Below are 26147 nucleotides of genomic sequence, written 5' to 3'. Positions count from 1 at the left end.
GGTTCAAGATGGGGGTTGCCGCAGATTGTCATACGAACCGGAGTTTCAAGCTTTTCAGGCCACTGGCGCAACTGCTACCTGCGCCAGCAGCTACGGAATCCATAGCATGCCACGTCGGCGTGGAAACGGCGTTAGTGGGTCCACTTCTTCTCGGCCTGCTGCCGCAAGGCCTGGTGCAGCTGGTCGGCTGGCCAGCCCTCCTGCAGCGCGCGCAGCAGCAGGCCTTGCTGGCTCTCGGGCGCCAGGCCGCCCAGCGGCGGGTCGCGGTCCAGGTTGGTGGGAAACGCATAGCCCTCGGCGCAGGCCGCTACCGCGCTGGCCTGCGCCGCAGGTTCCATACCGGGCAGCGCGGGGTACAGGGCTTCGCACATGCGCAGCCGGTCCACCGACTCCATGGCCCGGCCAAAGGCGCTGGAGACCTGCAGCAGATTGGCCATGCGGTAGATATCCAACGAGCGGTTGTGGCCGGCTGCGTGCATCAGCGCCGGGTTGAAGAACACCGCATCGCCCTTGCGCAAAGGCAGCTGCACATGGTGGGCATCGAAGTAGGCCTGGAACGCCGGCTGGCCCGCCACCAGATAGCCGGCAGGGTACTTCTGCGAATGCGGCAGATACAGCGTGGGGCCGCTTTCCACCGGCATGTCCACATGCGCGACCGCGCCCTGCAGGGTCAGGGCCGGCGACAGCTGGTGCACATGGGCGGGGTAGCGCGCAGCCTGGGCGGGGCTGAGAAAACCCAGGTGGTAGTCGCGGTGCGCCATCTGTGCGGCGCCACCCGGGTTGACGCTGTTGATCTGCGATGTCACCTGGTAGGCCGGGCCCAGCCAGGCCTCGCAGACCCAGGCCAGCAGCGGGTTGCCGTAGTAGGCGGCAAACACCGGGGGCGCTGCCAGGCAGAGCTTTTCCAGCGCGTTCCAGACCCGGTCGTTGGCACCGGGCTTGGCGAAATGGTCGGCCCGGGTGCCGGTCAGGCGCTCGGCGGCGATCAGCTTATGGAATTCTGCCGTGGCCGCGTCCACCACCGCCAGGTCGGCAAACGCGGCCTGCAGCACCAGCACGCCGGGGCCGCCCTGCCAGACGCGGCACCATTCGGCCATCAGGTCGCGCTGCAAGGCCGGGCTGGCATGGCGGATCTGCGCGCCGTCGTACACCGGTACGCCCTGGGTGATGGTGGGGGCCAGCGGGTAATCAGCGGGCTGCGTGGGCGTGCGCACCAGGGCATCCAGCTCGGCCACCGCGCAGGCTTGCGGGTCCAGCCAATGGGGAAAATCGTGTGAGGGCATGTGAAGGGTTCTGCGGCTGAAAAGATGGGCAAAGTGTAGGCAGACCTACCTTCTGTGTAGGGACTAAAACCCCTCAAAAACACCTCAAAAATCCATCACAATCTGCGCATGGCCCATCCCCATCTTTTGAAAGACATTGCCTCCCAGGCCGGCACCAGCCTGGCCACCGTGGACCGCGTGCTGAACCAGCGCGGCGGCGTGCGCCAGCACACAGTACGCCGGGTCGAACAGGCGCTGCAAGAGCTGGAGCGGCAGAAAAGCCAGGTCGGCCTGGTGGGCCGCAAGTTCCTGGTCGACGTCGTCATGCAGACCCCCGAGCGCTTCTCCAAGCTGGTGCGTGGCGCGCTGGAGCAGGCCATGCCCGGCCTGCACCCGGCGATCTTCCGCGCCCGCTACCACCTGGCGGAAGACCTGCCGGTGGCGCAGCTGGTGGCCATGCTCGACAAGATCGCCCAGCAGGGCAGCCACGGTGTGCTGCTGAAGGCCCCGGACGTGCCCGAGGTGGTACAAGCCGTGGCCCGGCTGCAGCGCCAGGGCATCCCGGTGGTGACCCTGGTGACCGATGTGCCCGGCTCGGCCCGGCGCGCCTATGTGGGCATGGACAACCGGGCCGCCGGCCACACCGCAGCCTACCTGGTGGCGCAGTGGCTGGGCCCGGCAACGCAGGCGCCGGCAGGGGTGCTGATCTCGATTAGCAGCAACCATTTCCGCGGCGAGGAGGAGCGCGAGATCGGCTTTCGCCAGGCCATCCGCGACCGCTATCCGCACATCGCCGTGCACGAGGTCAGCGAAGGCCTGGGCCTGCACGAGGCCACCGTGGGCCTGGTACGCCAGCGGCTGCGGCTCTGCCCCGAGGTGCAGGCGGTGTACTCAATCGGTGGGGCCAATGCCGCCATCCTGGAGGCCTTTGCGCAGCTGCAGCGGCCCTGCCGGGTGTTCATCGCCCACGACCTGGATGCCGACAACCTGCCGCTGCTGCGCGCCGGCCGCCTGCAGGCGGTGCTGCACCACGACCTGCAACAGGATATGCGGCAGGCCTGCTTCCAGGTGATGGCAGCCCATGGTGCGGCGCCGGCCGGCCTGCCATTGCCGACCTCGTCGGTGCAGGTGGTCACGCCGTTCAACCTGCCCCAACACAGCCTGTAGCCGCACGCTCAGTGCGGGATCAGCAGGAACAGCAGCCCGCCCAGAGCCAATAGCAGCAAGGGGTTGATGCGCGTCCACATCAGCGCCAACGTGGACAGGGCCGCCACCGACCAGGCCCAGACCCCACCCTCGGCCGCCCGCAGCACGGTGCAGGACGCGGCCAGGATCATGCCCGCGGCCACCGGTGCCAAACCGGCCTCGATGGCCCGCACCAGGGCGCGCGTGCGGTAGCGCGACCACACATGGGCCAGGCCAAACACCAGCACCGAGCTGGGCAAGAAGATCGCCGCCGATGCCGCCAGCGCACCGCCCAGGCCGGCCACCTGCCAGCCCACCAGGGTTACCAGCAGCGAGCCCGGCCCGGGCGTGATGCGCGACAGGGCAAACAGGTCCAAAAACTGCGCGTCGCTCATCCAGCCATGCACGCCCACAGCCTGGCGGTGGATGTCGGCCACGATGCTCTGGCCGCCGCCCACGGTCAGAAAAGACAGCGGCACAAATACCGCCAGCAGGTCGCCCATCAAGCGCAGATTCATGGCTGGGCTCCCTCATTGCGGATACGCCACCAGGCCAGGCCAATCGACAGCGGCGCCATGGTACCCACCACCCACAGCAGCGGCAGGCGCCAGAAAAAAATGGCCGCAAAGGTGGCGGCCAGGATCAGGCTGCGCACCACGCCGCGTGCCGCATTGCGCGCGGCCCGTAAGCCGGTCTGCAGCGACAGGCCCACGGCCGCGGCCGCCACCCCGGCCAGCAGCCAGTGCACCTGCGGCCCGTCGGCCAACGTGGAGAACAAGGCCGCCACCACCATGGCCACCAGCATGGCCGGCACCACGATGCCCAGCGCCGCCACCAGCGCACCGCGCCCGCCGCGCAGCTGGTAGCCGATCCAGATCGCCATGTTCACCACATTCACCCCCGGAAAGGCCTGGGCCAGCGCCAGGCCGCTGAGAAACTCCTGCTCGGTCAGCCAGGCGCGGCGCTGCACGAATTCGCGCAGCATCCAGCCGCTGAGGCCGCCGCCAAAGCTGGTCAGGCCGATCTTGGCAAATGCAGAGAACAGGCTGCGCAGCCGCGGCGCTTCGCTGGTATGGGGTGGCATGGGCAAATGGGTGCTAAGGGATAGAAAAAGTAGGAGCAGTGGCAACGCCCGAAGTTCACAGCGCCGCGGTGCGGACCAGCCAATCGCGGAAAACCTGCATCGCCGGTGTCGGCTGCTTGGAGCTGAGTCGCGCCAGCCAGTAGGCGCCGCGCTCGATCTCCTGCTCGAACGGCCGTACCAGCCGGCCCTGCTGCAGTTCGCGGCCAAACATGCAGGCCGGCAGCAAGGCCACGCCCGCGCCTTGGGCCGCGGCTTCGGCCAGGGTCAGCGAGGAATCGAACACCACGCCGCGTATCACCGGGCAGCGCAGGCCGGCCTGCGCGAACCAGGCCTCCCATTCATCGGTTCGGTAGGAGCGCAGCAGCACCTGGCCGGCCAGGTCTTCGGGCCGGCGCAGCCGGGACGCCAGCGCCGGCGCACACAGCGGCGACAGCGGGCCGGCCAGCAGCAGCTCGGCCTTGGTGCCATGCCAGGCACCGTCGCCAAAACGGATCGCGTAGTCCAGGCCCTCGCCGGCAATGTCGACCCGGTTGTTATTGGTCAGCAGCCGCAGGTCGACGAAGCCATGGGCTTGCTGGAAGTCACGCAGCCGTGGCATCAGCCAGCCGACCGCGAAAGTGCCCACCACGCCCACCGTCAGCACCTCGCGCGGCCGCGCATCGCCCACCTGGGCCAGCACCTGGGCCATCCGGTCGAAGGCATCGCTCAGCGTGGGCAGCAGGGCCTGGCCTTCGTCGGTCAGCGCCAGGCCGCGCGGCAGCCGGCGGAACAGCGCCACGCCCATCCGGTCTTCCAGATTGCGCACCTGCTGGCTGATGGCCGTCTGCGTGACGTTGAGCTCGGACGCTGCGCGGGTAAAGCTCAGGTGCCGGGCCGAGACTTCGAAGGCGCGCAGTGCGTTCAAGGGGAGGTGCATGGATGAGAGGGCCAACGGTGCCGATGGCCCAGATTTTCTGGGGTCAGCCTGCAATTATTGTCGATTGCGGGATGGCTGCTGCGCCTCTATCGTCCGGGCTCCTTCCACTCCCAAGAAAGAAAAACGGATGCCGTCCTCCACCCCTGCCCTGCCTGTGAATGCGCACCGCCGCTCCCTGCTGCTGGCCGCCGCAGCCAGCCCGTTCCTGCCCGTGGCGGCCGCAGCGCCATCGGCCAGCCAGCAGTTGCAAGCCCTGGAAACCGCGGCCGCTGGCCACCTGGGCGTCGCGGCTTTCGGCGCTGGCAGCGCCCGCCTGCTGCACCGCGCCGGCGAGCGCTTCCCCGCCTGCAGCACTTTCAAGCTGGTGCTGGCGTCGGCCATCCTGGCGCGCAGCGTACAAGACACAGGCTTGCTGCAGCAGCGCATCCGCTACGCCGCATCCGACCTGGTCAGCTACTCGCCCATCACCGAGAAGCACGTAGCCAGCGGCCAGACCGTGGCCGAGCTCTGCGCGGCCGCACTGCAGTACAGCGACAACAGCGCGTCGAACCTGCTGATGCGCCTACTCGGCGGCCCGCCGGCGGTGACGGCATTTGCGCACGCCATCGGCGACAGCAGCTTCCGCCTCGACCGCTGGGAGACCGATCTGAACAGCGCCATCCCCGGCGACCCGCGCGATACCTGCACGCCCGCAGGCATGGCGCACAGTCTGCAAGCCCTGCTGCTCGGCGATGCACTGGCCCTGCCCCAGCGCACGCAGCTGAAAGACTGGATGCTGGGCAACACCACCGGCGCCACCCGCATCCGTGCCGGCGTGCCCGCGGACTGGCGGGTGGCCGACAAAACCGGTGCCGGCAGCTATGGCACCACCAACGACATCGGCGTGGTGTGGAGCCCGGCGGGCACGCCCGTGGTGCTGGCGATTTACTTCACCCAGCCAGACAAGGGCGCCCCCATGCGCAACGACGTGGTGGCCGCGGCCACCCGCATCGCGCTGCAAGCTCTGGTCTAGAAGTTGTAGCCGTAGCGCAGCTGCACAAAGGTCTCGCCCGGGTTGGGGCGGCGCAGGCCGGCGTTGGACACATGCTTGATGTACAGCCCCAGCTCGTGCTGGCGCGCGCTGCCGAAGTTGCGCCCCAGGCCCAGGTGGTCGCTGAAGTTCCACTGCGTGCTGAAGCGCTTGGATGCTGTCTGGTAGGGCTCGTTCATATGCGACACGCCGATGCCACCCTCGACAAACCACGGCGACTGCCCGGCATCGAAGCGGTAGCGGAACATCGGCACCACGCCGATCTGGGTGTAGTGGCGGCGCTGCCCCGCCAGGCCCCGGGTGCGCCATTCGCTCAGATACAGATCCCAGTTGCCGGTGACCCGCCCATCCCAGAACGTGCGCTGCATCGGCAGGCGCAGGCCGATGGTGGAGGTGGTGGTGTCGCGCCCGTCTTCCAGCGTTTGCCCGGCTTCCAGGTACACCGATGGCCCCGTACGGTCTGCAGCGCTGGCCGGGCTCCAGCCTACGATGCCCAAGATCCCCGCCAATGCAAGCTTTGCGGCTGCGCCAGCCGACGGTTTTGCTGTGTGGCCCATGTTGCTCCACCTCCTGCACGCCAGCACGCCAAGAAACCGAAAACCGGGTCCAGGCGCTGGCACGGGGAAATTTTTCACGTCCACGCCATGGCGCGGCAGCGGCGGCTATGCCGTGTGCGTGTAGGAGTTTGCTGACCCGCGAAAGGACGGCACCGCCAGCTACAAGCCTTTATGCCTCTGGCGCAATAGGCACCTGCGCCAGCAGCTATATTAATAATAGCAAATCAAGATGTCTCTCAAATCCATTCGGGGCTGCTGTGGGCCCGCAGCAGGGCTTCGATCCCGCTGGCCGGCACCGGCCTGCTGAAGTAATAGCCCTGCATCTCGTCGCACTGGTTGGCGCGCAGAAAGTCGAGTTGCTGCACGGTTTCCACCCCTTCGGCAATCACCTTGAGACCAAGTTCATGGCCCAGCGAGATGATCGCCCGGGCAATCGCCTTATCGTCTTCGTCGTGCGGTATGTCGCGCACAAAGGCCCGGTCGATCTTCAGCCGGACGATGGGGAAGCTCTTCAGCGCGCTCAGGCTGGAGTAACCGGTGCCAAAGTCGTCGATGGAGAGCTGTACGCCCATGGCCTGCAGCGCGCGCATGGTTTCCAGGGCCTTCTCCAGGTCTTGCATGATCAGGCTCTCGGTCAGCTCCAGCTCCAGGTACTCGGCCTGCATCCCGCTGTCTTCGAGTGCCTGGGCCACACGCTTGAGCAGGTCTTCTTCGCGGAACTGCCGGGCCGACACATTGACCGATATGCCGATGGCGCCCATGCCCGCGTCCTGCCAGGCCTTGTTCTGCATGCAAGCAGTGCGCAGCACCCATTCGCCAATGGGAACGATCAGCCCGCTTTCTTCGGCCAGCGGGATAAATTGGTCGGGGGCAACCAAGCCCTGCTCCGGGTGCTGCCAACGGATCAGCGCCTCCACCCCGATGATCTGCCCGGTCTGCAGCGCCACCTTGGGCTGGTAAGCCAACTCGAACGCACCGTGCGTGATGGCATTGTGCAAGCCCTCGAACATGGCCAGCTTGTTCTGCGCCTTGTGGTTCATTTCGGCGGCGTAGAACTGGTAGTTGTTGCGCCCCAGCTCCTTGGCGCGGTACATCGCGGCATCGGCATTCATCAGCAGCGTCTCAACATCCGACCCGTCTGCGGGATAGGTCGCCAAGCCCATGCTGGCGGTGATCTGCAGCGTGTGGCGGCCCAGCACCACCGGCTGCGCCATAGCGTCGCGCAACCGGTGCAGCGTAGGCAACCCGCTCTCGCCCTGCACAGGCTGGTCGAACAAAACCACGACAAACTCGTCTCCCCCCTGGCGCACCACCGTGTCCACGCTGCGCACACAGGCCGCCATCCGGTCCGCCATGGTTTTCAGCAGTTCATCGCCGGCCTGGTGGCCGAGGGTGTCGTTGATCAGCTTGAAGTTGTCCAGGTCGATCATCGCCACCGTCACCTGGCGCGCCGACCGGTCGGCATAGGCCATGGCCTGGCGCAACCGGTCCTCCAGCAAGGACCGGTTGGGCAGCCCGGTCAAAGTGTCGTGGGTGGCCTGGTACTGCAGGCTGTCATGGGCCGCATGCAGCTCGTGTGTGCGGTTGTGCACCACCACCTCCAGCCGGGCCAGCTGGGCCGCCATATCCTCGGCCATCTGCCATTTGGCAGTGAGTGACGATGCAAGCTGGTAGACCTCGATGGCCTCGAACGGCTTCTTCAAAATCAACAGCCGGTCGCGCACATCCAGCCGGGCCAGCAAATCGTCCCAGGGCGTATCGGAATAGGCGGTACAGATCACCACCTGCAGCCGCGCATCGGCCTGCCACAGGTGCTCTATGGTTTGCATGCCGTTCCAGCCGGGCGGCATGCGCATGTCGACAAAGGCCATGGCGTACGGGCGCCCCACGGCCACCGAGGTCTGCACCATGGCCCAGGCTTCCTGCCCCTGGTAGGCGGAGTCGAGTTCGAAGCTCACCTCCAGGGCTGCAGGCTTTTCTTTGCCAAACAGGGCCGCCTCCATCGCCCCCAGCTGGGCGTGCTGCTGCATCTGGGTGCGGAATATCTTGCGAAAGTCCCCGTGGATCGAGGGCATATCGTCGACCAGCAAAATACGCCGATTGGGAGTGCGGGTCATATGCCGGTTGCCAGTACGGCGTCTTGCTGCAGCGGCCGGCGTATCGGCAGCGTGACGCGAAACGCGGTGCCTTGGCCCAGGGTGCTCTCCACGTCGATGCGGCCCTGGTGTTTTTGCACGATGCCATAGGACAAGGACAGTCCAAGGCCGGTGCCCTTGCCCACCGGCTTGGTGGTGAAGAAGGGCTCGAAGATGCGCTTGAGCGTATCGGGGGGAATGCCTGCGCCGTTGTCAGCCACCTCCAGCCAGACCTCTTCACCCGCGGTGCCGGTGCGTACCGTGATGCGGCCGCGCTCGTCGCCCATGGCATGCGCAGCGTTGACCACCAGGTTCATCACCACCTGGTTGATCTGCGAGGCCAGGCATTCGATGTCGGGGATCTCGCCGTACTCCTTGACCACCTCGGCCTTGTACTTGACCTCGCTGGCCACGATGTTCAGGGTCGAGTCAATGCCCTGGTGCAGATTGGCCCATTCCCATTCCTGCGTCGAATCCACGCGCGAGAAATCTTTCAGGTCCTGCACGATCTGACGCACCCGCACAATGCCCTGTTGCGATTCGCGCATCAGCACAGGAATGTCCTCTTTCAAGAAGTCCAGTTCGATCTCTGCGCGCAGCTTGCGCAGCCGGGTGGTCACCTCGGGCTGTGCCGCGCTGCCCTCGGCAGCCTCGTAAGCATCCAGCATCTGGAATAGCTGCGCCAGGTAGCCCTCCAGCGTGCCGAAATTCGAAAAGATGTAGCCAATCGGGTTGTTAATCTCGTGCGCCACACCGGCTGCCAGCTGCCCGATGGAGGCCAGCTTTTCCGACTGCACCAGCTGGCCTTGCAGATGCTTGCGCTCCCCGACTTCCAGCTGCAAGGCATCGTTGGCCGCGCTCAGTTCGCCGGTGCGTTCGCGCACCGCCTCCTCCAGCCGTGTGAGTTGCTCCGCGGCGTCCTGCGCCATCTGCCATTTGGCGGTCAATGAAGATGCGAGCTGGAACACCTCGATGGCATCGAAAGGCTTCTTCAGAATCAGCAGCCGGTCGCGCACGTCCAGCCGGGACAGCACCTCGGTCCACGAGGTGTCGGCATAGGCGGTGCAGATCACGACCTGCAGCCGCGGGTCGGCCTTCCACAGCTGCTCTATGGTCTGCACACCATCCCAGCCCGGCGGCATGCGCATGTCGACAAAGGCCATCGCGTAGGGGCGCTGCGCTTGCAGCGAGGCCTGTACCTTGGCCAGGCCTTCCTGGCCCTGGTAGGCCGATTCGAGCGAGAAGACCTCGGCAGTGGGCTGGGCTGCGTCGCCAAACAAAGCCAGCTCGACCGCGCTGAGTTCGTCCGACTCTGCCACCGGGGGCGCCAGCACCTTGCGGAAGTCCTCGTGGATGGCCTGCATGTCGTCAATCAGCAAGATGCGCCGATTCGGCGGGAGATTCATAGCGTGTCTCCCTCTGGGGTGGTTACTGGAATATCGAGTGTGAAGATGGCACCCTGCCCGGTTCCGGGACTGTATGCGGCCAGGCTGCCGCCCATTTCCTGCGCCGCCAGCACACAGCTGTGCAGACCAAAGCCGTGTCCGGTTGTGCGGGTCGTAAAACCATGCGCGAAGATGCGCGTCAGGTTCTCGGGCGCAATGCCTTCGCCGTTGTCAGCCACGGTAATGCGCAGCAACTGCCCGTGCTCGCTAACCACCAGGCGGGCCCCCAGCGTGATGGTCGGTTGGGCCAGGTCCTGGCCACCCAGGGCTTGTTTGGAGTTGCCGATCAGATTCACCAGAATCTGCAGCAGGCGATGGCGGTCCAGCAGCAGCATGGGCAGATCGTCAAACTCTTTGACGATCTGCACCTTGTGGCGCTCCAGCGCGCTGACATTCATGCGCAGCGCGTCTTCCACCAGTTCGTTCCAACGCACGGATTCGACTATCCGCGGTGCGCCCGCATGGGACTGCTGGGTGGCAACGACTTCCTTGATGTGGTCCACGCTCTTGGCGAGCTGGCCCAACTCCTCGGCCATGGTCCTCTGCTCCGACTCCAAAGTCTGCGCCAGTTCGCGCAAGTACAGGGGCAGCAACTTGCCCCGTGCGTCGTGCACCAGAAACTCGCCCAGATCGTCGGCATGTTCGTCCATCAAGCCCACCGCACGCGCCAGGCCTTTGAGCTTGGAGGCCCGCAACTGCGCGCTGAGCATGCCCACAGACACATTGACGCTGTTCAGAATATTGCCTACGTTGTGCAGCACATTGGTGGCGATCTCGGCCATGCCCGCCAGGCGCGAGGCGTCGACCAGTTTCTTGTGCACCTCTTCAATCGTCTTCTCCGCCTGCTTCAATTTGGAGATGTTCTTGGACGTACCAAAGGTGCCGATGATGCGTCCGTCGCGGTCGCGCCAAGGGCATTTGGTCGACAAATGCCAATCGGCGTACCCATCTGGATGCATCCCGACGATTTCACTTTTTTCAATCATCGGCTGGCCGGTGCGCAGCACTTCCTGCTCGCTTTTGGCAAACTCGGCGGCCTCTTCCGCCCCATAGAAATCGGCATCCGACTTGCCGATCGCATATTCCCTGAACGCCTCCACGCTCTGCAGATGCGGCGGCAAAGCAGCACCGGGAAAGGCCGCGCGGTGGCGGCTGAGCGAAACGTGGAAAAGGCTCTCCGCCTCCGACCGGCTGAGCTGCACCAGACGCGATTGCAGGTCCTTGAAGAAGATGGAATCGGGCAGGTTGTCCATCAACGTCGCCAGCAGATCGCGCTGGTAGGCCAGTTCATTTTCGGTTTGCTTGATGCCGGAAATGTCCTTGGTGATGCCAAAGGTGCCGATGATCGTGCCGTCTTTGCTACGCAGCGGCATCTTGGTGGTCAACGCCCAGGAATCCGGCCGGCCGTCTTGCCAGGTTTCGCGTTCCACCTTGTTGACCATGGGCTGCCCGGTGCGGATGATTTCTTGCTCATCCTCGAACGCGGGGCGCGCATGCTCTTCAGAGAAGATGTCGAAATCCGTCTTGCCCACCAAGGCATCCGAAGACTCCACGCCAAACTGGCGGGCCTGCGCGGTACTGCATTTGATGAAGCGGGATTCGGTGTCTTTGAAGTAAATATGGTCTGGAGAGCTGTCCAGCAGCATCCACAGCAAATCCCGCTCGTAGATCAGCTTTTCCTCGGTCTGCTTGCGTGGCGTAATGTCCTGGCAAGCCCCTTGCACCCGGGTAATCTTGCCCGCCGCATCCCGCTGCGCCTCTCCGATGCCACGCACCCATATGTGCCGTCCCTGGGCGGTAAACACCTCCAGCTCCAGGTCAAAGGGCGTGCCATGCTGCGCGCAGGCCTCGAAAACCTGGCGTGCGGCCGCTTGCGACTGTGGCGCATAAAAACCGAACACCTGTTCCAACTCGGGAGTCGCGCCAGGCGGCAGATCGTGGATGGCGCACATCTCGTCCGACCAGACCAGGTGCTTGTCCGGCAGGTCGACGGTCCAGCCGCCCAACTGCGCGATACGCCCGGCCATACCCAGCAGGGTTTGGTTCTGATGCATTTCTTTGTCGGGGCTCATCTGGTAACGAGGTCCACTGAGAAACAAGTCCTACATCCTAGCCGGTTCAAACCGGAACCTGCTGCAACAGCAACTTGGATGGCAATGTTCCAAATGCCGGACGGACAATATTCTTCGCGCGTGCAGGGCTGCGCTGCGCTATGCGTTGGATGCTGCCGCCATGGACTGCAGCTGCTTTTTCTTGCGGGTCGTGGGCATTGAGCTTGAAAGCCGCCACGGTGTGCAGCAGTTGTTCCGCCTGGGTTTGCAGGCTATTGGCCGCAGCCGCGCTTTCCTCGACCAGTGCGGCGTTCTGCTGCGTCACCTGGTCCATCTGGGTAATTGCTTCGCCGACCTGGGCGACGCCCTGGCTTTGCTCGTGGCTGGCCGCGCTGACTTCACCCATGATGTCCGTCACTTGGCGGATAGCGGTAACCACCTCGGTGATGGTGGAGCCGGCCTTCGCCACCAGCGCCGTGCCCATTTCCACCTGGCTTACGCTGTTGCCAATCAGGGTTTTGATCTCTTTGGCGGCGGCAGCGCTGCGTTGCGCCAGATTGCGCACCTCGCTGGCAACCACCGCAAAGCCGCGGCCTTGTTCGCCCGCGCGGGCTGCTTCGACGGCAGCATTCAAGGCCAGGATATTGGTCTGAAAGGCAATGCTGTCGATGACGCTGATGATGTCGGCAATCTTCTTCGAGCTGTCGTTGATGCCTTTCATGGTGTCTACCACCTGGTTCACCACCACCCCACCCTGCACCGCGATGGTCGATGCATTGACCGCCAGTTGGTTGGCGTGGCGGGCACTGTCGGCGTTTTGCTTGACGGTGCTGGAGAGCTCTTCCATGGAGGCGGCAGTTTGCTCCAGGGCGCTGGCCTGTTGCTCGGTGCGGCTGGACAGGTCGTTATTGCCCTGGGCAATTTCGGCGCTGGCGGTGGCCACGCCTTCGGACCCCTGGCGAACATTCGACACGACCTGGGCCAGGCTGGTCTGCATCAGCTTGAGCTGGGCCATCAGACTGGTGGAATCGCCTGTTTGCAATGCAATCTGCAGGCTGAGGTCGCCATTGGCGACGCTGCGCACCAGGTTGGCCGCCTCTGCCGGCTCGGCACCCAGCTGGCTGGCGATGGAACGGGTCATCACAAAACCAAACCAGCAGGCGAACAGCAAGCCCCCCGCAATCGAGGCTATGGATATCCACTGGATCGTCTCATAGTGCGCCGTGCCCGCCGAGAACTCCTTTTTGGCCTCATCCACCTGCAGCTGGATCAAGGCATCCAATCCCCGCTCCAATGGAGCGGCCAGTGGACGTAGCTTTTCAGCGCTCAGCCGCTGCACCTCCGGCAGGTTGTTCGCCCGCAGAGCAGCCAGGGTCGGTAGCAATCCATCTTGTACAAAGGTTTTGCGAGCGACGGTGAATTCCCGGGCCAATCGGCTTTCTTCCACCGTCAATTGGGTGGCCATGTAGGCATCCCACAGTTTGGCAACGGAAGCTATGTTGCGCTCCACCAGGGCGGTGTTCTGCGCAATCACCTCGGCGGTCGGTGTTGTCAACGCGATCTCTACAGCCAAGCGATTGCCCAGCTGCATGGCCCGGATATCACCTAGCTGGGCAGCCGGGACGGTGCGGTCCTCGTACACCGACTTCAAGGCCGCATTGGACTGCGCTATGCCAAACAAACCTAGCCCGCCGATCGCGGCCAACAGTGTGCAAAGTATGCCTATCAGCAATACCAGGCGCGTGGAGATTTTCAAATTTTGCATGCTGGGTACTCTTTCAATGGATGCCGACCGGTTCGCAAAACACGCTTCGGTCAGATGCTCAAAACCCAGAATGTCGGCCGCAGCGAGGGCGCAGTTAGGTGGGGTGGATGTATGGGGGATCCTGGCATTTACCGCATGGGCTTTCCTGGTCGGTAGTACCGAATAGGGCGATCCTAGGCCACATATGCTAAAAAAGATATTAATGATTTAATTTAGACGAAAACTGCAACTAGTACCCTAAACGCCATTTTTACCTAATGACATTGCCCTATTCGTACGAAGAATCATTACCAAACAATAACTTACAAAAGGAGTTGGTAGATGGCTCTGGAGCCAGCGGGCTTTTCTCATTTGCTCAGCAAACAGCTGATCACGGACTATTAAATATCATATATATGATATTTATCAATTAATGAAGCACACCATTGCTGTACAAGCCGCAGCCTGGCTGGCCGTGTCACACCAACGCAGCGCAAAATTTTGGGATGTTTTGGGGCGCAGGATTTACCTGCGCAGTCAGCTATCAAATAAATAGCAACCACCCCCCCAAACCCAAGGGATGGCAGAGCACGCGGCTCTAGCGCGACAGGCGGAGCAGCGAGGACTTGAACGACAGGATGTGCGTCTTTGCCGCCTCGGCGGCGGCCGCCCCGTCGCGGCTGACCAACGCTGCCACGATGGCGCGGTGCTCGCCCATCACCTCCTCCACATGTCCCTCGGTGGAGAACGAAATCGCCCAAAAGCGCTGTGAGCGCGCATGCAGCACGCTGAGGATGTCCAGCAGCACGCTGTTGCGGGCGGCGGCGGCGATCTTCTCGTGGAACATTCGGTCGGTGTTCATCAGCCCCACCACATCGCGCTGGGCGGCGGCGGTTTCGAAGTCCTGAGCGATGGCCTCCAGTTCCTGGATTTCCGCCGGGGTGATGGCAGCGGCGGCCAGGCGCATGCACAGCATCTCATTGACCAGCCGCACCTCGATCAGCTCCAGTGCGTCGTTGATGGACAGCGGCGCGGCCATCGCGCCCTTGCGCGGAATGATCTGCACCAGGCCCTCGGCCGACAGCCGGTGCAGCGCCTGGTTGATCGGCGTGCGGCCCAGGCCAAAGCGCTCCATCACCTGGGCCGTGTTCAGGTATTCGCCGGGTTTGTAGACCAGGGTGACCAGCGCGTCCTTCATCAAGGTGTAGGCGGCTTCGTTGCGGGACAGGTCTTCGGCCGGGGCGCGGGCAGCGGTTTTGCGGGCAGGGGCGGCAGTTTTCATGGGGGTACGCGAATAGCACAGGTAGTACGCCGATGCTACACGGGAAAACGTGGCATGAAATTCGCTTGAAGCAACTGTAATATTTCACTGAAATTTCTCAGTTGTTTTAACAGGAGCCTTGCTTTCCATGAACGTCTTCTTCCATCTCCCCTCTGAAACCGGCGCCCAGCCGCTGCAAATCGAGGTCAATCGCCTGGTCATCGCCGGCTGGACCGGCCGCGATGCGCACGCCATCGAGCACCACATCGGTGAACTCGAAGCGATAGGCGTGCCCCGCCCCAGTGCGGTGCCGCTGTTCTACCGCGTGGCCAGCAACCAGCTGACCCAGGCCGACAGCGTGCAGGTGGTGGGCGACGGCACCTCAGGCGAGGTCGAGCCGTTCTTGTTCTTCCACGGCGGCGAGTTCTTTGTGTCCATCGCCTCCGACCACACCGACCGACCGCTGGAAACCCATAGCGTGGCCCTGTCCAAGCAGATCTGCCCCAAGCCGGTGGCCCGCCATGCCTGGCGCCTGGCCGAGGTGCTCAACCACTGGGACACGCTGGTGCTGCGCTCGTGGATCGAGGAAGACGGCGAATCCCGCCTGTACCAGGAAGGCACGCTGGCCGCCCTGCGCCCGCCGGCCGACCTGCTGGCACGCTTCAGCGCCGCCGGCAACCCGCCGCCCGCCGAAGGCTTTGCCATGGCCTGCGGCACGGTGGGCGCCATCGGCGGCATCCGTCCCTCGGCCAGCTTCCGCATGGAGCTGTTCGACCCCCGCCTGGGCCGCAGCATCGTCCACGCCTACCGCTGCCAAGCCCTGCCAGTGATTGCCTGAGGTAGCCGCCATGCTCCACACATTCCACAGTGCCCGCGCCGCCCTGGACGCCGGCCATAGCAGCGCCCAGGCGCTCACTGCAACAGCTTTGGACCGCATCGCCGACCCTGCCAGCGAAGGTGCGCGGGCTTTCACCCAGGTGTATGCCGAGCGCGCGCTGTGCCTGGCCCAGGCCTCCGACAGCCTGCGCGCCGCCGGCCTGCAGCGCTCGCCACTGGAGGGCCTGCCGATCTCGGTAAAAGACCTGTTCGACGTGGCCGGCACGCCAACCGCGGCCGGCTCCGCCGTGCTGCGCGATGCGCCACCGGCCAGCGCCGATGCGGGCGCGGTGCAGCGCCTGCTGGCGGCCGGCGCGGTACTGGTCGGCAAGACCAATATGACCGAGTTCGCCTACTCGGGCCTGGGCATCAACCCACACTACGGCACGCCGGCCAATCCCTGGCAGCGGCAGGAGCAGCGCATCCCCGGCGGCTCGTCCTCGGGCGCGGCGGTGGCGGTGGCCGATGGCATGTGCATCGCCAGCGCGGGTAGCGATACCGGCGGTTCGGTGCGCATTCCGGCGGCGCTCTGCGGCATCACCGGCTTCAAACCGACCGCGCGGCGCATGCCGTCCACCGGCCTGGTGCCGCTGTCGCCCACGCTGGATGCGGTCGGCGTGCTGGCCGCCGATGTGGCGGGCTGCGCGGCGCTGGATGCGGTGCTCTCGGGTAGCGCCAACCAGCCCCGTCCGGCACGTTTGGCACAGGCGCGCTTCGCCGTGCCGACCACGTTGGTGCAAGACGGTATGGACGCCGAAGTCGCCACTGCCTTCCAGCAGGCGCTGCAGCGCCTGGCCGCCGCGGGCGCTGAGCTGGTGGAACTGGCCGTGCCGGAATTCGACGAGCTGGCCGGCATCAACGCCAGCGGCGGCTTCAGCGCGGCCGAGTCCTGGGCCTGGCATGCCGAGCTGGTGGACCGCAGCGGCGCCGGCTACGACCCGCGGGTGCTGTCGCGCATCCTGCGCGGGCGCGACTTCTCGGCCCGGGCCTACATCAACCTGTTGGCCCAGCGCGCCGACTGGCAGCGCCGGCTGGCCACACGCCTGGACGGATTCGACGGCTGGCTGATGCCCACCGTGCCGCGCATCGCCCCCCGCATCGCCGAACTGGTAGCCGACGAGGCCCTGTACTTCGCGGCCAATGGCGCCATGTTGCGCAACCCCTCGATCGTCAACTTCATGGATGGCTGCGCGGTCTCGCTGCCCTGCCATGCCCCCGGCAGCGCCCCGGTAGGCCTGAGCCTGGCTGGCCCGGCCATGGCCGATGCGGCCGTGCTGGCCTGGGCCGCCGCCATCGAAGCCGCGCTGCACATCCACCCCTAGTTTCCAAGCCTAGTTTTCAATCCAAGGAGCACTCTGATGCACACCACCCCCCAAGGCATGCTGTTTGTGGCGACCGATGTAGGCGCCGCCGACGAAGTCGATTTCAACGCCTGGTACGACCACGAACATGTGGAAGAACGCGCCCGCATCGAGGGTTTCATTTCCGCCGCACGTTATGAATCGGTGCGCGGCGGCAGGCGTTACCTGGGCCTGTACCGCACCGATTCGCTGGGCGCTTTCACCTCGTCGGCCTATAAGGCGGCGTTCGGCCAGCAAACCGCCTGGTCGGTCACCAACCTGGGCCGCATGGTCAAGCCGATGCGCCGGGTCTGCGCGGTCACGGCCGTGGCCGGCCAGGGCAGCGGCAGCTTCTTGTCGGTGCTGAGCCTGCAGGCCGGAGCCGAGGCCGATGCACTGGGCCCGCAGCTGGCCGCCCTGCCGGGCTTTGTGCAGTCCTACCTGCTGCTGCCCGATGCCGCACTGAGCACGCCCCTGCCCCAGGAGAGCAGCGAGGGCCGCCAGCTGCTACCCCTGCTGGTGGTAGAGACCAGCAGCAGCGATGCCAACGACGCCGCCCTGGCCCAGGCCCAAACCGTGCTGGGTACAGCCGCACACGACGCCGCCTGCTACGCGCTGAAGTGGAAGCTGTTCTCTGCTGAACTGGCCCGCTGATCCCACCCCTATTTTTGGCATGCACCACACCTTTTACCGGAACCCTTTATGACCTCCCACACTTCCCAAAAAATGGGGCGACTGGCCGCTGCCAGCTCGGTCGGCACCACACTGGAATGGTATGACTTCACCATCTACAACCTGATGGCGGCGCTGGTCTTCAACAGCGTGTTCTTCCCCTCGTTCGACCCACTGACCGGCACCATCCTGGCCTTCTCCACCTACGCGGTGGGCTACATCTCGCGGCCGCTGGGCGGTTTTGTGTTTGGCCATCTGGGCGACAAGCTGGGTCGGCGCTTTGTGCTGGCCGCCACCCTGATGATGATGGGCGTGGCCACCGGCCTGATCGGCTTCCTGCCTGGCTACGCATCCTGGGGCATCTGGAGCCCGGTGTTGCTGGTCACGCTGCGCTTTCTGCAGGGCGCGGCCATCGGCGGCGAATGGGCCGGTGCGGTGCTGCTGTCCATGGAGCACGGCACCCAGCACCAGCGCGGGCGCAATGCGTCCTTCGCCCAGGTTGGCCCCTCGTGCGGGACTTTGCTGGGCACGGGTTTCATCACCTTGCTGACGCTGTTTCTGAGCCCGGAGGACTTCCAGTCCTGGGGCTGGCGCATCCCGTTCCTGGCCAGCATCGTGCTGGTGCTGTTCGGCCTGTGGCTGCGCTGGGGCGTAGAAGAAACCCCGGTGTTCCTGGAGCTGGAAGCCCACCACGAAAAAGCCCAGACCCCGCTGAAAGAGGTGTTCACCCATCATTGGCGCCGCCTACTGATGGCCGGTGGCTCGCGCATAGGCTCGGACGTGCTGTACGCGCTGGTGGTGGTGTTCACCCTCACCTACGTCACCACCGTGCTGCATCTGTCGCGGCCGGTGGCGCTGACCGCCACCATGCTCGGCGCCGCCTGCAACGCAATCGCCGTGCCCTTCTTCGGCAGCTTGTCGGACCGCCTGGGCCGCCGCCCGGTGTACATCGCCGGTGCCGTGCTGGGCGCGGTGTGGGCCTTTGTGTTCTTTGTGCTGATGGACAGCGCACGGCCGGTGCAGATCTGCATCGCCGTGGTCGTCGGCCTGGTCATCCACGCCATGATGTACGGCCCGCAGGCCGCCTTCGTGACCGAGCAGTTCCCCACCCGCGTGCGCTACGCCGGCTCGTCCCTGGCCTACACGCTGGCCGGCATTGTGGGCGGCGGGTTTGCACCGCTGATCATCGCCACGCTGTTCAAGTCTTACGGCTCCACCCTGGCCATCTCGGCCTACGTCACCGCAGCGCTGAGCCTGACCTTGGTGGCGGTCTTCGTGGCTCGCGAGACGGCGAAGTCGCCGCTCGAAAGCTGATACGCCCCGCCATCCATCCTCCTTCAACCCTCCAAAATCACCATTGATATGAAAAAACCATTCCAGCTCTCCTTGGCCCTGGTTGCGGCCAGTCTTGCCCTGCTGTCGTCGCCTGCCAGCGCAGAGGATGCCTACCCCTCCAAGCCGATCCGCCTGGTAGTGACCTATCCGCCCGGCGGCAGCAACGACATGGTAGCCCGCATCGTTGGCCAGAAGCTGGCCGTCAGCCTGGGCCAGCCGGTGCTGGTGGACAACAAGCCCGGCGCCAGCGGCAACATCGGTATGGACTTCGTGGCCAAGGCGCCGAAGGACGGCTACACCTTGCTGTTGGCCCACACCGGCTTAGCCTCCAACGCCCATTTGTTTGCCAAGATGCCGTTCGACCCGCTGAAGGACATCGCGCCCATCATCCGCATCGCCGACCAGCCGAACGTGCTCATCGTTAACCCCAAATGGCCGTTCAAGAACGTGGCCGAACTGGTGGCCTACGCCAAGGCCAACCCCGGCAAGCTGAGCGTGGGCACCTCCGGTCTCGGCGGTCCGCAGGACGTGGCCGCGCGCCGCTTCATGCAGATGACCGGCACCGACATGCTGAACGTGGCCTACAAAGGCGGCGCGCCCGCGCTGGCCGACCTGCTGGGCGGGCAGATCGATCTGATGTTTGAAACCTCGCCCACCGCCGTGCCCTACGCCAAGAGCGGCAAGCTGAAGGCACTGGCCGTCACCAGCGACAAGCGCCTATCCACCCTGGCCGATGTACCCACAGTGGCCGAGGCCGGCGTGGCCGGCTACAAGTCCATAGGCTGGGTCGGTCTGGCCGCACCTGCGGGCACACCGCCGGCCATCATCGCCAAGCTCAACGAACAGGTGCAGTTGCTGCTCAACACCAGCGAGATGAAGAAGCAGATCACCGACATCAGCCTGGATGTGACCGGCAGCTCAGTCGCCGGCTTCAACACTTTTGTGCGCAAGGAGTGGGACGACTACGCCAAGTTCGTCAAGGACTCGAACATCACGCCGCAGTAGGCCGGTTGCTCCTGAATCTATAGCTTGTGGCGCAGCTTCTACCTGCGCCACAGCCACTTTTTTTATAAATCACCCTGGCCGCACAGCCTGCACTACAGGCGCGTGTCGTCTACGTGCGGCTGGGTGCCGTAATAGGCATGGATGCCACTGGCCCAGGTCGGGTCCGACATGTCCGGCCAGTCGTCCTTGTCGAAGCCTGGCGCGGTTTCCAGCTGGTCCTTGTTCACGTTCAGTGTGAAGCGCTTGTTCACCGTGTCCAGCGTCAACGCGGCCCAGGGCACGGCGAACAGCTTTTCGCCCAGGCCCAGAAAACCGCCGAAAGACAGCACCGCGTAGCTGACTCTGCCGGTGCGCATGTCGAGCATGATTTCCTTGATATCTCCCAGGTCTTCGTCCAGCTGGTTGTAGACGTCGTTGCCCACCAGGGTGTTGGCGCCCATCAGTTCGGGGCCGGGGCCGCGGTGCGTGGCGGGCTCACCGTCGCTTGCGACGACAGGGCCTTTGTACATGCCGTAGGTGTCGCGGTCTTCGTAGTTCATATGCATCTCCGTTCAGTCAGCCGGTGGTGGATAGGCCAAGCGCCGTACCGGCAGGTCGACGCCCTGCAGCCAAGATAGGCGTTGCCACCCGCAGAGTCTGTGCGCCAGCGCACCTTGCGTGGCCATACGGAGGGCGCAGCCGGTACCTATTCGGCGCTATGTACGCCACAGCACAGACGACCGTCGAGGGCCCGGGCTTCAATGGCCTGTCACAGCGTGCCTGACAACCCTCGCCGAGGGTGGGTACCGTGGTGAGTCATCTCAAGGAGACAGCTATGTATATCGGTGGCGGCGCAATCCTGATCATCATCTTGATCGTTCTTTTTCTACGCTGAACAAGCGCTCGGCCAGGGCACAGACTGGGCGGGCGCAAAGTCAAAGCCATTGCGGCGATATGGCCCCCCCGCGGCAGAGCCGCGGGCAAGCTGCTGGCCAGCAGCGGGTTACCGGGCGCTTAGCCGCCCTTGCTCCACATAGGTGTCAGCGCCGTCACTTGTGGAGGGCCGACCAGCAAAGGCTCCACATCCTGCAGGTAGGCGGCGTAGCTGCTGGTTTGCAGAAACTCCCGGGACGCTTCCGCGCTCACATACTGCTGGAAAGCGCAAATCACATCCGGGTCGGCATTGTCAAAACAGTAAAAGTAGGCGGTATGCCCCGGGTTGGCGGCAATCGCGGGCGCCATATGCCTTTCCCATACCGCGCGGACTTCCTCGCGCCTGCCGGGCTGCGTTCTGTGCTGGATGATGAGTGCGAATGCAGACATGGCGATCCTTTCGGTGGTGGATTCAAGACGCTGAACCTCGCGCCCATTCTGAAATAAGTGCGGCGGTAGGCGCAAGCGCTCAGATGGCGAACAGCCATTGACGCACGGCCAGCGCAAAGCCCACCCACTCCTGAATCCATAGCATCTAGCGCAGTATTTATATGCGCTAGAGCCACTTTTCTTATAAATCCTAGCGTAGGCCTTCGGCTTGCTGCTGCACCGCCAAGTTCAGCGGCGCAGGCTCCCAGCTCGCCTTGCCCGGCGTCTCCCAGCCGCCGCCCAGTGCGCGGATCAGCGTCACCGTGGACTGGTACTGGGCGGAGCGCACATTCAGCGCCTGGCGGCGGTTGCTGAGCTCGCTGCGGCGAGCGTCCAGCAGGTCGAGCTGGCTGACCAGACCGTTGCGGTAGCGCGAGTCGGACAGCACCGTAGCGCGCGTGGCCGACGCCACGGCGCGGCCCTGGGCCTGGGCTTGCTGCTCCAGCAGACGTAGTGCGGACAGCTGGTCTTCGACCTCCTGGAACGCCGCCAGCACCTGGCCGCGGTACTGGGCCGTGGCGCCGTCGAGCTGGGCCTGGGCCGCCTGCACACCGGCTTCGCGGCGGCCACCGTCCAGCAGCGGCAAGGACAACAAGGCACCTACGCCCCAGGCGCGGGCCGACCACTTGAACACATCGCCCAGCTCGGGCGAGGCAAAGCCACCGGCCGCGGTGAGCGACAGGCTGGGGAACCAGGCGGCCTGGGCCACGCCGACGCGGGCTTGCGCGGCCAGCAGGCTGCTTTGGGCCGCAGCCACATCGGGCCGGCGCGTCAGCACGGTGGCCGGCACGCCGGCGGGAATCACCGGCAGCGCAGTGCTCCAGTCCACGCTGCCCAAGCTGAAGCTGGAGGCGCTGTCGCCGACCAGCACGGCCAAGGCGTGTTCCAGCGTGGCGCGGCGGCGCTCCAGGGCCAGGGCCTCGGACTCGGTGGCCGCGACTTCGGTCTGCACCCGCACCACATCGAGCTCGGCCACATCGCCGGCACGGAAGCGGCTCTGGGTGAGCTGCAAGGTATTGCGGTAGGCGTCCAGGGTTTCGCGCACCAGTACCCGTTCGGCGTCCAGCGCACGCAACGCCAGGTAGGTCTGGGCCACGTCGGCCTGCACCAGCAGGCGCGTGCTTTGCAGCAAGGCGGCGCGGGCTTGCGCATCCAGGCTCGCGGCGTCGGTGGCGCGGGCCAGTTTGCCGAACAAATCCACCTCGTAGGACAGATTCAGGTTGGCATTCAGCAAGGTGCTGGGCGTGCTGCCGTTGGCCGTGCCGGCCCCGGCCTGGCGTGTGGCACCGGCGCCGGCGCCTAGCTGCAGTGCCCGGTCGGATTCGCTGCTGCGCAGCAAGGCGCGGGCCTGGGCCAGCCGGGCTGCGGCTTCGGCGATGCCGGTGTTCTGCTGGCTGGCCCGCTCGACCAGCGCGTCCAGCGCAGGGTCGGCAAAGGCGCGCCACCAGGTGCCGCGGTCGCGGGCTTCGGCGGGGGCCGCCTGGGTCCATTGCGCCGCACCTTCCTTGAAGGTGGTAGGCGTGGCGACCAGGGTGGCGGTGTCGATGGCCGGGGCGGTGGCGCAGCCGGCCAGCACCAGGGCGGCCAACAGCGGAACCAGGCTATGGGATAGGAGCTTCATGGTGTTTCTCGATTCTTTTAAAGTCAGTCCTGCACGGGTGCGGCCAGCACCGGGCGGGCGGTGGTGCCGCCATGCGCGCCGTGCACACCGTGTGCAGGGACGATGGGCGCCTCCACCCCGTCCGGCACCGCGCCGTGCAGCTTCAGCGGCTTGTTGCCTGCCAGGCGGCGCATCAGCACATAGAACACCGGGGTCAGGAACAGGCCGAAGGCGGTCACGCCAATCATTCCGGAGAACACCGCTACCCCCATGGCCGAGCGCATTTCGGCGCCGGCGCCGGTGGACAGCACCAGGGGCAGCACGCCCATGATGAAGGCCAGCGATGTCATCAGAATCGGCCGCAGGCGCAGGCGGCTGGCTTCGATCGCGGCCTGCACCGGGGTGCGGCCGGCGAACTCCAGCTCGCGGGCAAATTCGACGATCAAGATGGCGTTCTTGGCGCTTAATCCCACCAGCACGATGAGTCCGATCTGGGTGAACACATTGTTGTCACCGCCGTGCAGCCAGACGCCGGTCATCGCCGCCAGCAAGCCCATGGGCACGATCAGGATGATGGCCACCGGCAGAGTCAGGCTTTCATACTGCGCGGCCAGCACCAGGAACACCAGCAAGATGGCCAGCGGGAACACCAGCAGCGCGGAATTGCCGGCCAGGATTTCCTGGTAGGTCAGCTCGGTCCACTCGAAGGTCACGCCCTTGGGCAAGGTTTCGGCGGCGATGCGCTCGATCGCGTCCTGTGCCTGGCCGCTGGAGAAGCCGGGGGCCGGTCCACCGTTCACGTCCGCCGCCAGATAGCCGTTGTAGCGCATGGCACGCTCGGGGCCAAAGCTGGCATTGACCTTCATCAGCGCCGACAGCGGCACCATCTCGCCGGTGGTGGAGCGCACCTTCAGCAGGCCCACGTCTTCGGCACGGGCGCGGTATGGCGCATCGGCCTGCACGCGCACGCTGTAGGTACGGCCGAACTTGTTGAAATCGTTGGCGTACAAGCTGCCCAGGTAGATCTGCATGGTGTCGAAGATGTCGGTCACCGGCACACCCAGCTGGCGCGCCTTGGTGCGGTCGATGTCGGCATACAGCTGCGGCACGTTGACCTGCCAGCTGGTGAACAAGCCGGCCAGCTCGGGCGTCTGGTAGGCCTTGGCCATGAAGGCCTTGACTGCCTTGTCCATCTCGTCGTAGCCCAGCGAACCGCGGTCTTCCAGCTGCAGCTTGAAGCCGCCGGTGGTGCCCAGGCCGGCCACGGGGGGGGGCGGGAACATGGCGATGAACGCATCCTGGATGCTGCCGAAGGCCTGGTTCAGCTGGCCGGCCACGGCACCGCCGCTCTGGTCGGCACGGGTGCGCTCGGCAAAAGGCTTGAGGGTGGCGAACACGATGCCCGAGTTCGAGCTGTTGGTGAAGCCGTTGATCGACAGGCCGGGGAAGGCAATCGCGTCTTCGACGTTCGGGTTCTTCTTGACGATCTCGCCCATGCGCTGGATAACGTCTTCGGTGCGGTCCAGCGTGGCGCCGTCGGGCAGCTGGGCAAAGCCGATCAGGTACTGCTTGTCCTGCGCCGGCACGAAGCCGCTGGGCACGGCCTTGAACAGGCCGAAGGTCACGCCGATCAGCGCCAGGTAGATCACCAGCATCAGCGTCTTGCGGCCGATCACGTTCTTCACGCCGCCGCTATAGGCTTCCGAGCCGCGGTTGAACATCGTGTTAAAGCCGCGGAACAACCAGCCCAAGGTCTTGTCCATGAAGCGCGTCAACGCGTCCTTGGGCGCATCGTGGCCGCGCAGCAGCAAGGCGGCCAGCGCTGGCGACAGGGTCAGCGAATTAATCGCCGAGATCACCGTCGAGATAGCGATGGTCACCGCAAACTGCTTGTAGAACTGACCGGTCAGGCCGCTGATGAAGGCCAGCGGCACGAACACCGCCACCAGCACCAGGGCGATGGCGATGATGGGGCCGGACACCTCGCGCATGGCGCGGTAGGTGGCCTCGCGCGGTGTCAGGCCGGCTTCGATATTGCGCTCCACGTTCTCCACCACCACGATGGCGTCGTCCACCACGATGCCGATGGCCAGCACCAGGCCGAACAGGCTCAAGGCGTTGATCGAGAAGCCCAGGATGTGCAGCACGGCGAAGGTGCCGATCACCGACACCGGCACGGCCAGCAGCGGAATGATGGAGGCGCGCCAGGTCTGCAGGAACAGTATCACCACCAGCACCACCAGCAGCACGGCTTCCAGCAGGGTGTGCACCACCGAGGTGATGGAGGCGCGCACGAACTGCGTGGGGTCGTAGGCGATGCGGAACTCCACGCCCTCGGGCATGTTCTTCTGCAGCTCGTCCATGGTCTTGCGCACATTGGCCGAGATGTCCAGCGCGTTCGAGCCCGGCGCCTGGAACACGCCCATGCCCACGGCCGGGTCGTTGTTCAGCAGCGAGCGCAGCGAATAGTCGGCCGCGCCCATTTCCAGCCGGCCGATGTCGCGCAGCCGGGTGATGGCGCCGTCGGCACCGGTCTTGACGATGATGTCGCCAAACTCTTCTTCGCTCTGCAAACGGCCCTGGGCATTGATGGACAACTGCATGTCGACACCGGCCAGGCCAGGCGATGCGCCGACCACGCCGGCCGCAGCCTGGATGTTCTGGCCGCGGATGGCAGCCACCACATCGCTGGCCGACAGGCCGCGCTGCGCGACCTTTTGCGGGTCCAGCCAGACGCGCATCGAATAGTCGCCGCCGCCAAAGATCTGCACCTGGCCCACGCCCTGGATGCGCGCCAGACGGTCCTTCACGTTCAGCACTGCGTAGTTGCGCAGGTAGTTCATGTCGTAGCGGTTGTTCGGCGAGGCCAGGTGCACCACCATGGTCAGGTCGGGTGCGCTCTTGATGGTGGTGATGCCCAGGCGCCGCACTTCCTCGGGCAGGCGCGGCTCGGCTTGCGAGACCCGGTTCTGCACCAGCTGCTGGGCCTTGTCCGGGTCGGTGCCGAGCTTGAAGGTGACGGTCAAGGTCATCACGCCGTCGGTCGTGGCCTGGCTGCCCATGTAGAGCATGCCTTCCACGCCGTTGATGCTTTCTTCCAGTGGCGTGGCCACGGTTTCGGCGATCACCTTGGGGTTGGCGCCCGGGTACTGGGCGCGCACCACCACCGAGGGCGGTGCGACCTCGGGGTATTCCGAGATCGGCAGGCTGCGCAGCGCGATCAGGCCGGCGATCAGCATCAGCAGCGACAGCACGCCGGCAAAGATCGGCCGGTCGATAAAGAATTTAGATAGATTCATGGGGTTGTT

General features: G+C 65.1%; 21 protein-coding genes. 7 read left to right on the top strand and 14 right to left on the bottom strand.

The annotated features are described in order from the left end of the window. Positions 1-131: 131 nt before the first annotated feature. Positions 132-1283, bottom strand: a complete 1152-nt coding sequence (locus J2X19_RS05910; protein ID WP_310371486.1) for a phytanoyl-CoA dioxygenase family protein — start codon at positions 1281-1283, stop codon at positions 132-134. Positions 1284-1391: 108 nt separating this feature from the next. Here J2X19_RS05910 and J2X19_RS05905 point away from each other — a divergent pair, with 108 nt between their 5' ends. Next, a complete protein-coding gene (locus tag J2X19_RS05905; RefSeq protein ID WP_310371484.1) occupies positions 1392-2429 on the top strand; it encodes a LacI family DNA-binding transcriptional regulator in 1038 nt (345 codons plus the stop codon). A gap of 8 nt (positions 2430-2437) precedes the next feature. Here the strand turns inward: J2X19_RS05905 and J2X19_RS05900 are convergent, their stop codons facing one another. The 3 genes from J2X19_RS05900 to J2X19_RS05890 are packed head-to-tail and all read right to left on the bottom strand — an operon-like array spanning position 2438 to position 4447. Then, a complete protein-coding gene (locus tag J2X19_RS05900) occupies positions 2438-2965 on the bottom strand; it encodes a chromate transporter (RefSeq protein WP_310371482.1) in 528 nt (175 codons plus the stop codon). After that, the gene (locus J2X19_RS05895; protein WP_310371480.1) at positions 2962-3531 is read right to left on the bottom strand and encodes a chromate transporter; all 570 of its coding nucleotides are present in this window, start codon (positions 3529-3531) and stop codon (positions 2962-2964) included. The genes J2X19_RS05900 and J2X19_RS05895 overlap by 4 nt, the downstream gene beginning before the upstream one ends. 55 nt (positions 3532-3586) lie before the next feature. After that, on the bottom strand, positions 3587-4447 hold the full coding sequence (locus J2X19_RS05890) for a LysR family transcriptional regulator (RefSeq protein WP_310371478.1): 861 nt from the start codon (positions 4445-4447) through the stop codon (positions 3587-3589). Between the two features lie 127 nt (positions 4448-4574). Here J2X19_RS05890 and bla point away from each other — a divergent pair, with 127 nt between their 5' ends. Next, entirely contained in the window at positions 4575-5459 is an 885-nt protein-coding gene (gene bla, locus J2X19_RS05885; RefSeq protein WP_405048593.1) for a class A beta-lactamase, read from the top strand. Here bla and J2X19_RS05880 read toward each other — a convergent pair. The 6 genes from J2X19_RS05880 to J2X19_RS05855 form a co-directional block, all read right to left on the bottom strand. Beyond that, positions 5456-5974, bottom strand: coding sequence for an acyloxyacyl hydrolase (locus J2X19_RS05880; RefSeq protein ID WP_310371476.1), 519 nt, complete (start codon positions 5972-5974; stop codon positions 5456-5458). The genes bla and J2X19_RS05880 overlap by 4 nt on opposite strands. A 296-nt stretch (positions 5975-6270) precedes the next feature. Beyond that, positions 6271-8151 (bottom strand): putative bifunctional diguanylate cyclase/phosphodiesterase, encoded by a 1881-nt coding sequence (locus tag J2X19_RS05875; RefSeq protein WP_310371474.1) that lies wholly within the window; start codon positions 8149-8151, stop codon positions 6271-6273. Further along, complete coding sequence (locus J2X19_RS05870) at positions 8148-9575, bottom strand: ATP-binding protein (RefSeq protein WP_310371472.1); 1428 nt, start codon at positions 9573-9575, stop codon at positions 8148-8150. Before J2X19_RS05870 ends, J2X19_RS05875 begins: the two co-directional genes overlap by 4 nt. Continuing rightward, complete coding sequence (locus J2X19_RS05865; protein ID WP_310371470.1) at positions 9572-11668, bottom strand: PAS domain-containing protein; 2097 nt, start codon at positions 11666-11668, stop codon at positions 9572-9574. Before J2X19_RS05865 ends, J2X19_RS05870 begins: the two co-directional genes overlap by 4 nt. A 64-nt stretch (positions 11669-11732) precedes the next feature. Beyond that, positions 11733-13430 (bottom strand): methyl-accepting chemotaxis protein, encoded by a 1698-nt coding sequence (locus tag J2X19_RS05860; protein WP_310371468.1) that lies wholly within the window; start codon positions 13428-13430, stop codon positions 11733-11735. Positions 13431-14007: 577 nt separating this feature from the next. Continuing rightward, positions 14008-14691, bottom strand: a complete 684-nt coding sequence (locus tag J2X19_RS05855; RefSeq protein ID WP_310371466.1) for a GntR family transcriptional regulator — start codon at positions 14689-14691, stop codon at positions 14008-14010. Between the two features lie 127 nt (positions 14692-14818). Between J2X19_RS05855 and J2X19_RS05850 the strand changes: the two genes are divergently transcribed. The 5 genes from J2X19_RS05850 to J2X19_RS05830 are packed head-to-tail and all read left to right on the top strand — an operon-like array spanning position 14819 to position 19898. Next, positions 14819-15508: a DUF2848 domain-containing protein gene (locus J2X19_RS05850; protein ID WP_310371465.1), complete on the top strand. Its 690-nt coding sequence runs from the start codon at positions 14819-14821 to the stop codon at positions 15506-15508. A 10-nt stretch (positions 15509-15518) separates the two neighbouring features. After that, complete coding sequence (locus tag J2X19_RS05845) at positions 15519-16868, top strand: amidase (protein WP_310371463.1); 1350 nt, start codon at positions 15519-15521, stop codon at positions 16866-16868. Positions 16869-16904: 36 nt separating this feature from the next. Beyond that, entirely contained in the window at positions 16905-17540 is a 636-nt protein-coding gene (locus J2X19_RS05840) for a DUF4286 family protein (protein WP_310371461.1), read from the top strand. Positions 17541-17588: 48 nt separating this feature from the next. After that, positions 17589-18872, top strand: a complete 1284-nt coding sequence (locus tag J2X19_RS05835; RefSeq protein WP_310371459.1) for an MFS transporter — start codon at positions 17589-17591, stop codon at positions 18870-18872. Positions 18873-18920: 48 nt separating this feature from the next. Beyond that, positions 18921-19898, top strand: a complete 978-nt coding sequence (locus J2X19_RS05830; protein WP_310371456.1) for a Bug family tripartite tricarboxylate transporter substrate binding protein — start codon at positions 18921-18923, stop codon at positions 19896-19898. 92 nt (positions 19899-19990) lie between these two features. Here the strand turns inward: J2X19_RS05830 and J2X19_RS05825 are convergent, their stop codons facing one another. From J2X19_RS05825 to J2X19_RS05810, 4 genes are all read right to left on the bottom strand, one after another. Then, positions 19991-20437 (bottom strand): PRC-barrel domain-containing protein, encoded by a 447-nt coding sequence (locus J2X19_RS05825; protein ID WP_310371454.1) that lies wholly within the window; start codon positions 20435-20437, stop codon positions 19991-19993. A 454-nt stretch (positions 20438-20891) separates the two neighbouring features. Beyond that, a complete protein-coding gene (locus J2X19_RS05820; RefSeq protein ID WP_116604369.1) occupies positions 20892-21200 on the bottom strand; it encodes a putative quinol monooxygenase in 309 nt (102 codons plus the stop codon). Positions 21201-21390: 190 nt separating this feature from the next. Next, on the bottom strand, positions 21391-22860 hold the full coding sequence (locus J2X19_RS05815) for an efflux transporter outer membrane subunit (RefSeq protein ID WP_310371452.1): 1470 nt from the start codon (positions 22858-22860) through the stop codon (positions 21391-21393). Between the two features lie 23 nt (positions 22861-22883). Next, complete coding sequence (locus J2X19_RS05810) at positions 22884-26138, bottom strand: efflux RND transporter permease subunit (RefSeq protein WP_116604372.1); 3255 nt, start codon at positions 26136-26138, stop codon at positions 22884-22886. Between the last annotated feature and the right edge of the window lie 9 nt (positions 26139-26147).

The sequence above is a fragment of the Rhodoferax ferrireducens genome, from assembly GCF_031458075.1.
In the GTDB taxonomy this organism is placed as follows: domain Bacteria; phylum Pseudomonadota; class Gammaproteobacteria; order Burkholderiales; family Burkholderiaceae_C; genus Rhodoferax_B; species Rhodoferax_B ferrireducens_A.
This window is presented reverse-complemented; position numbering and strand designations above follow the sequence as displayed.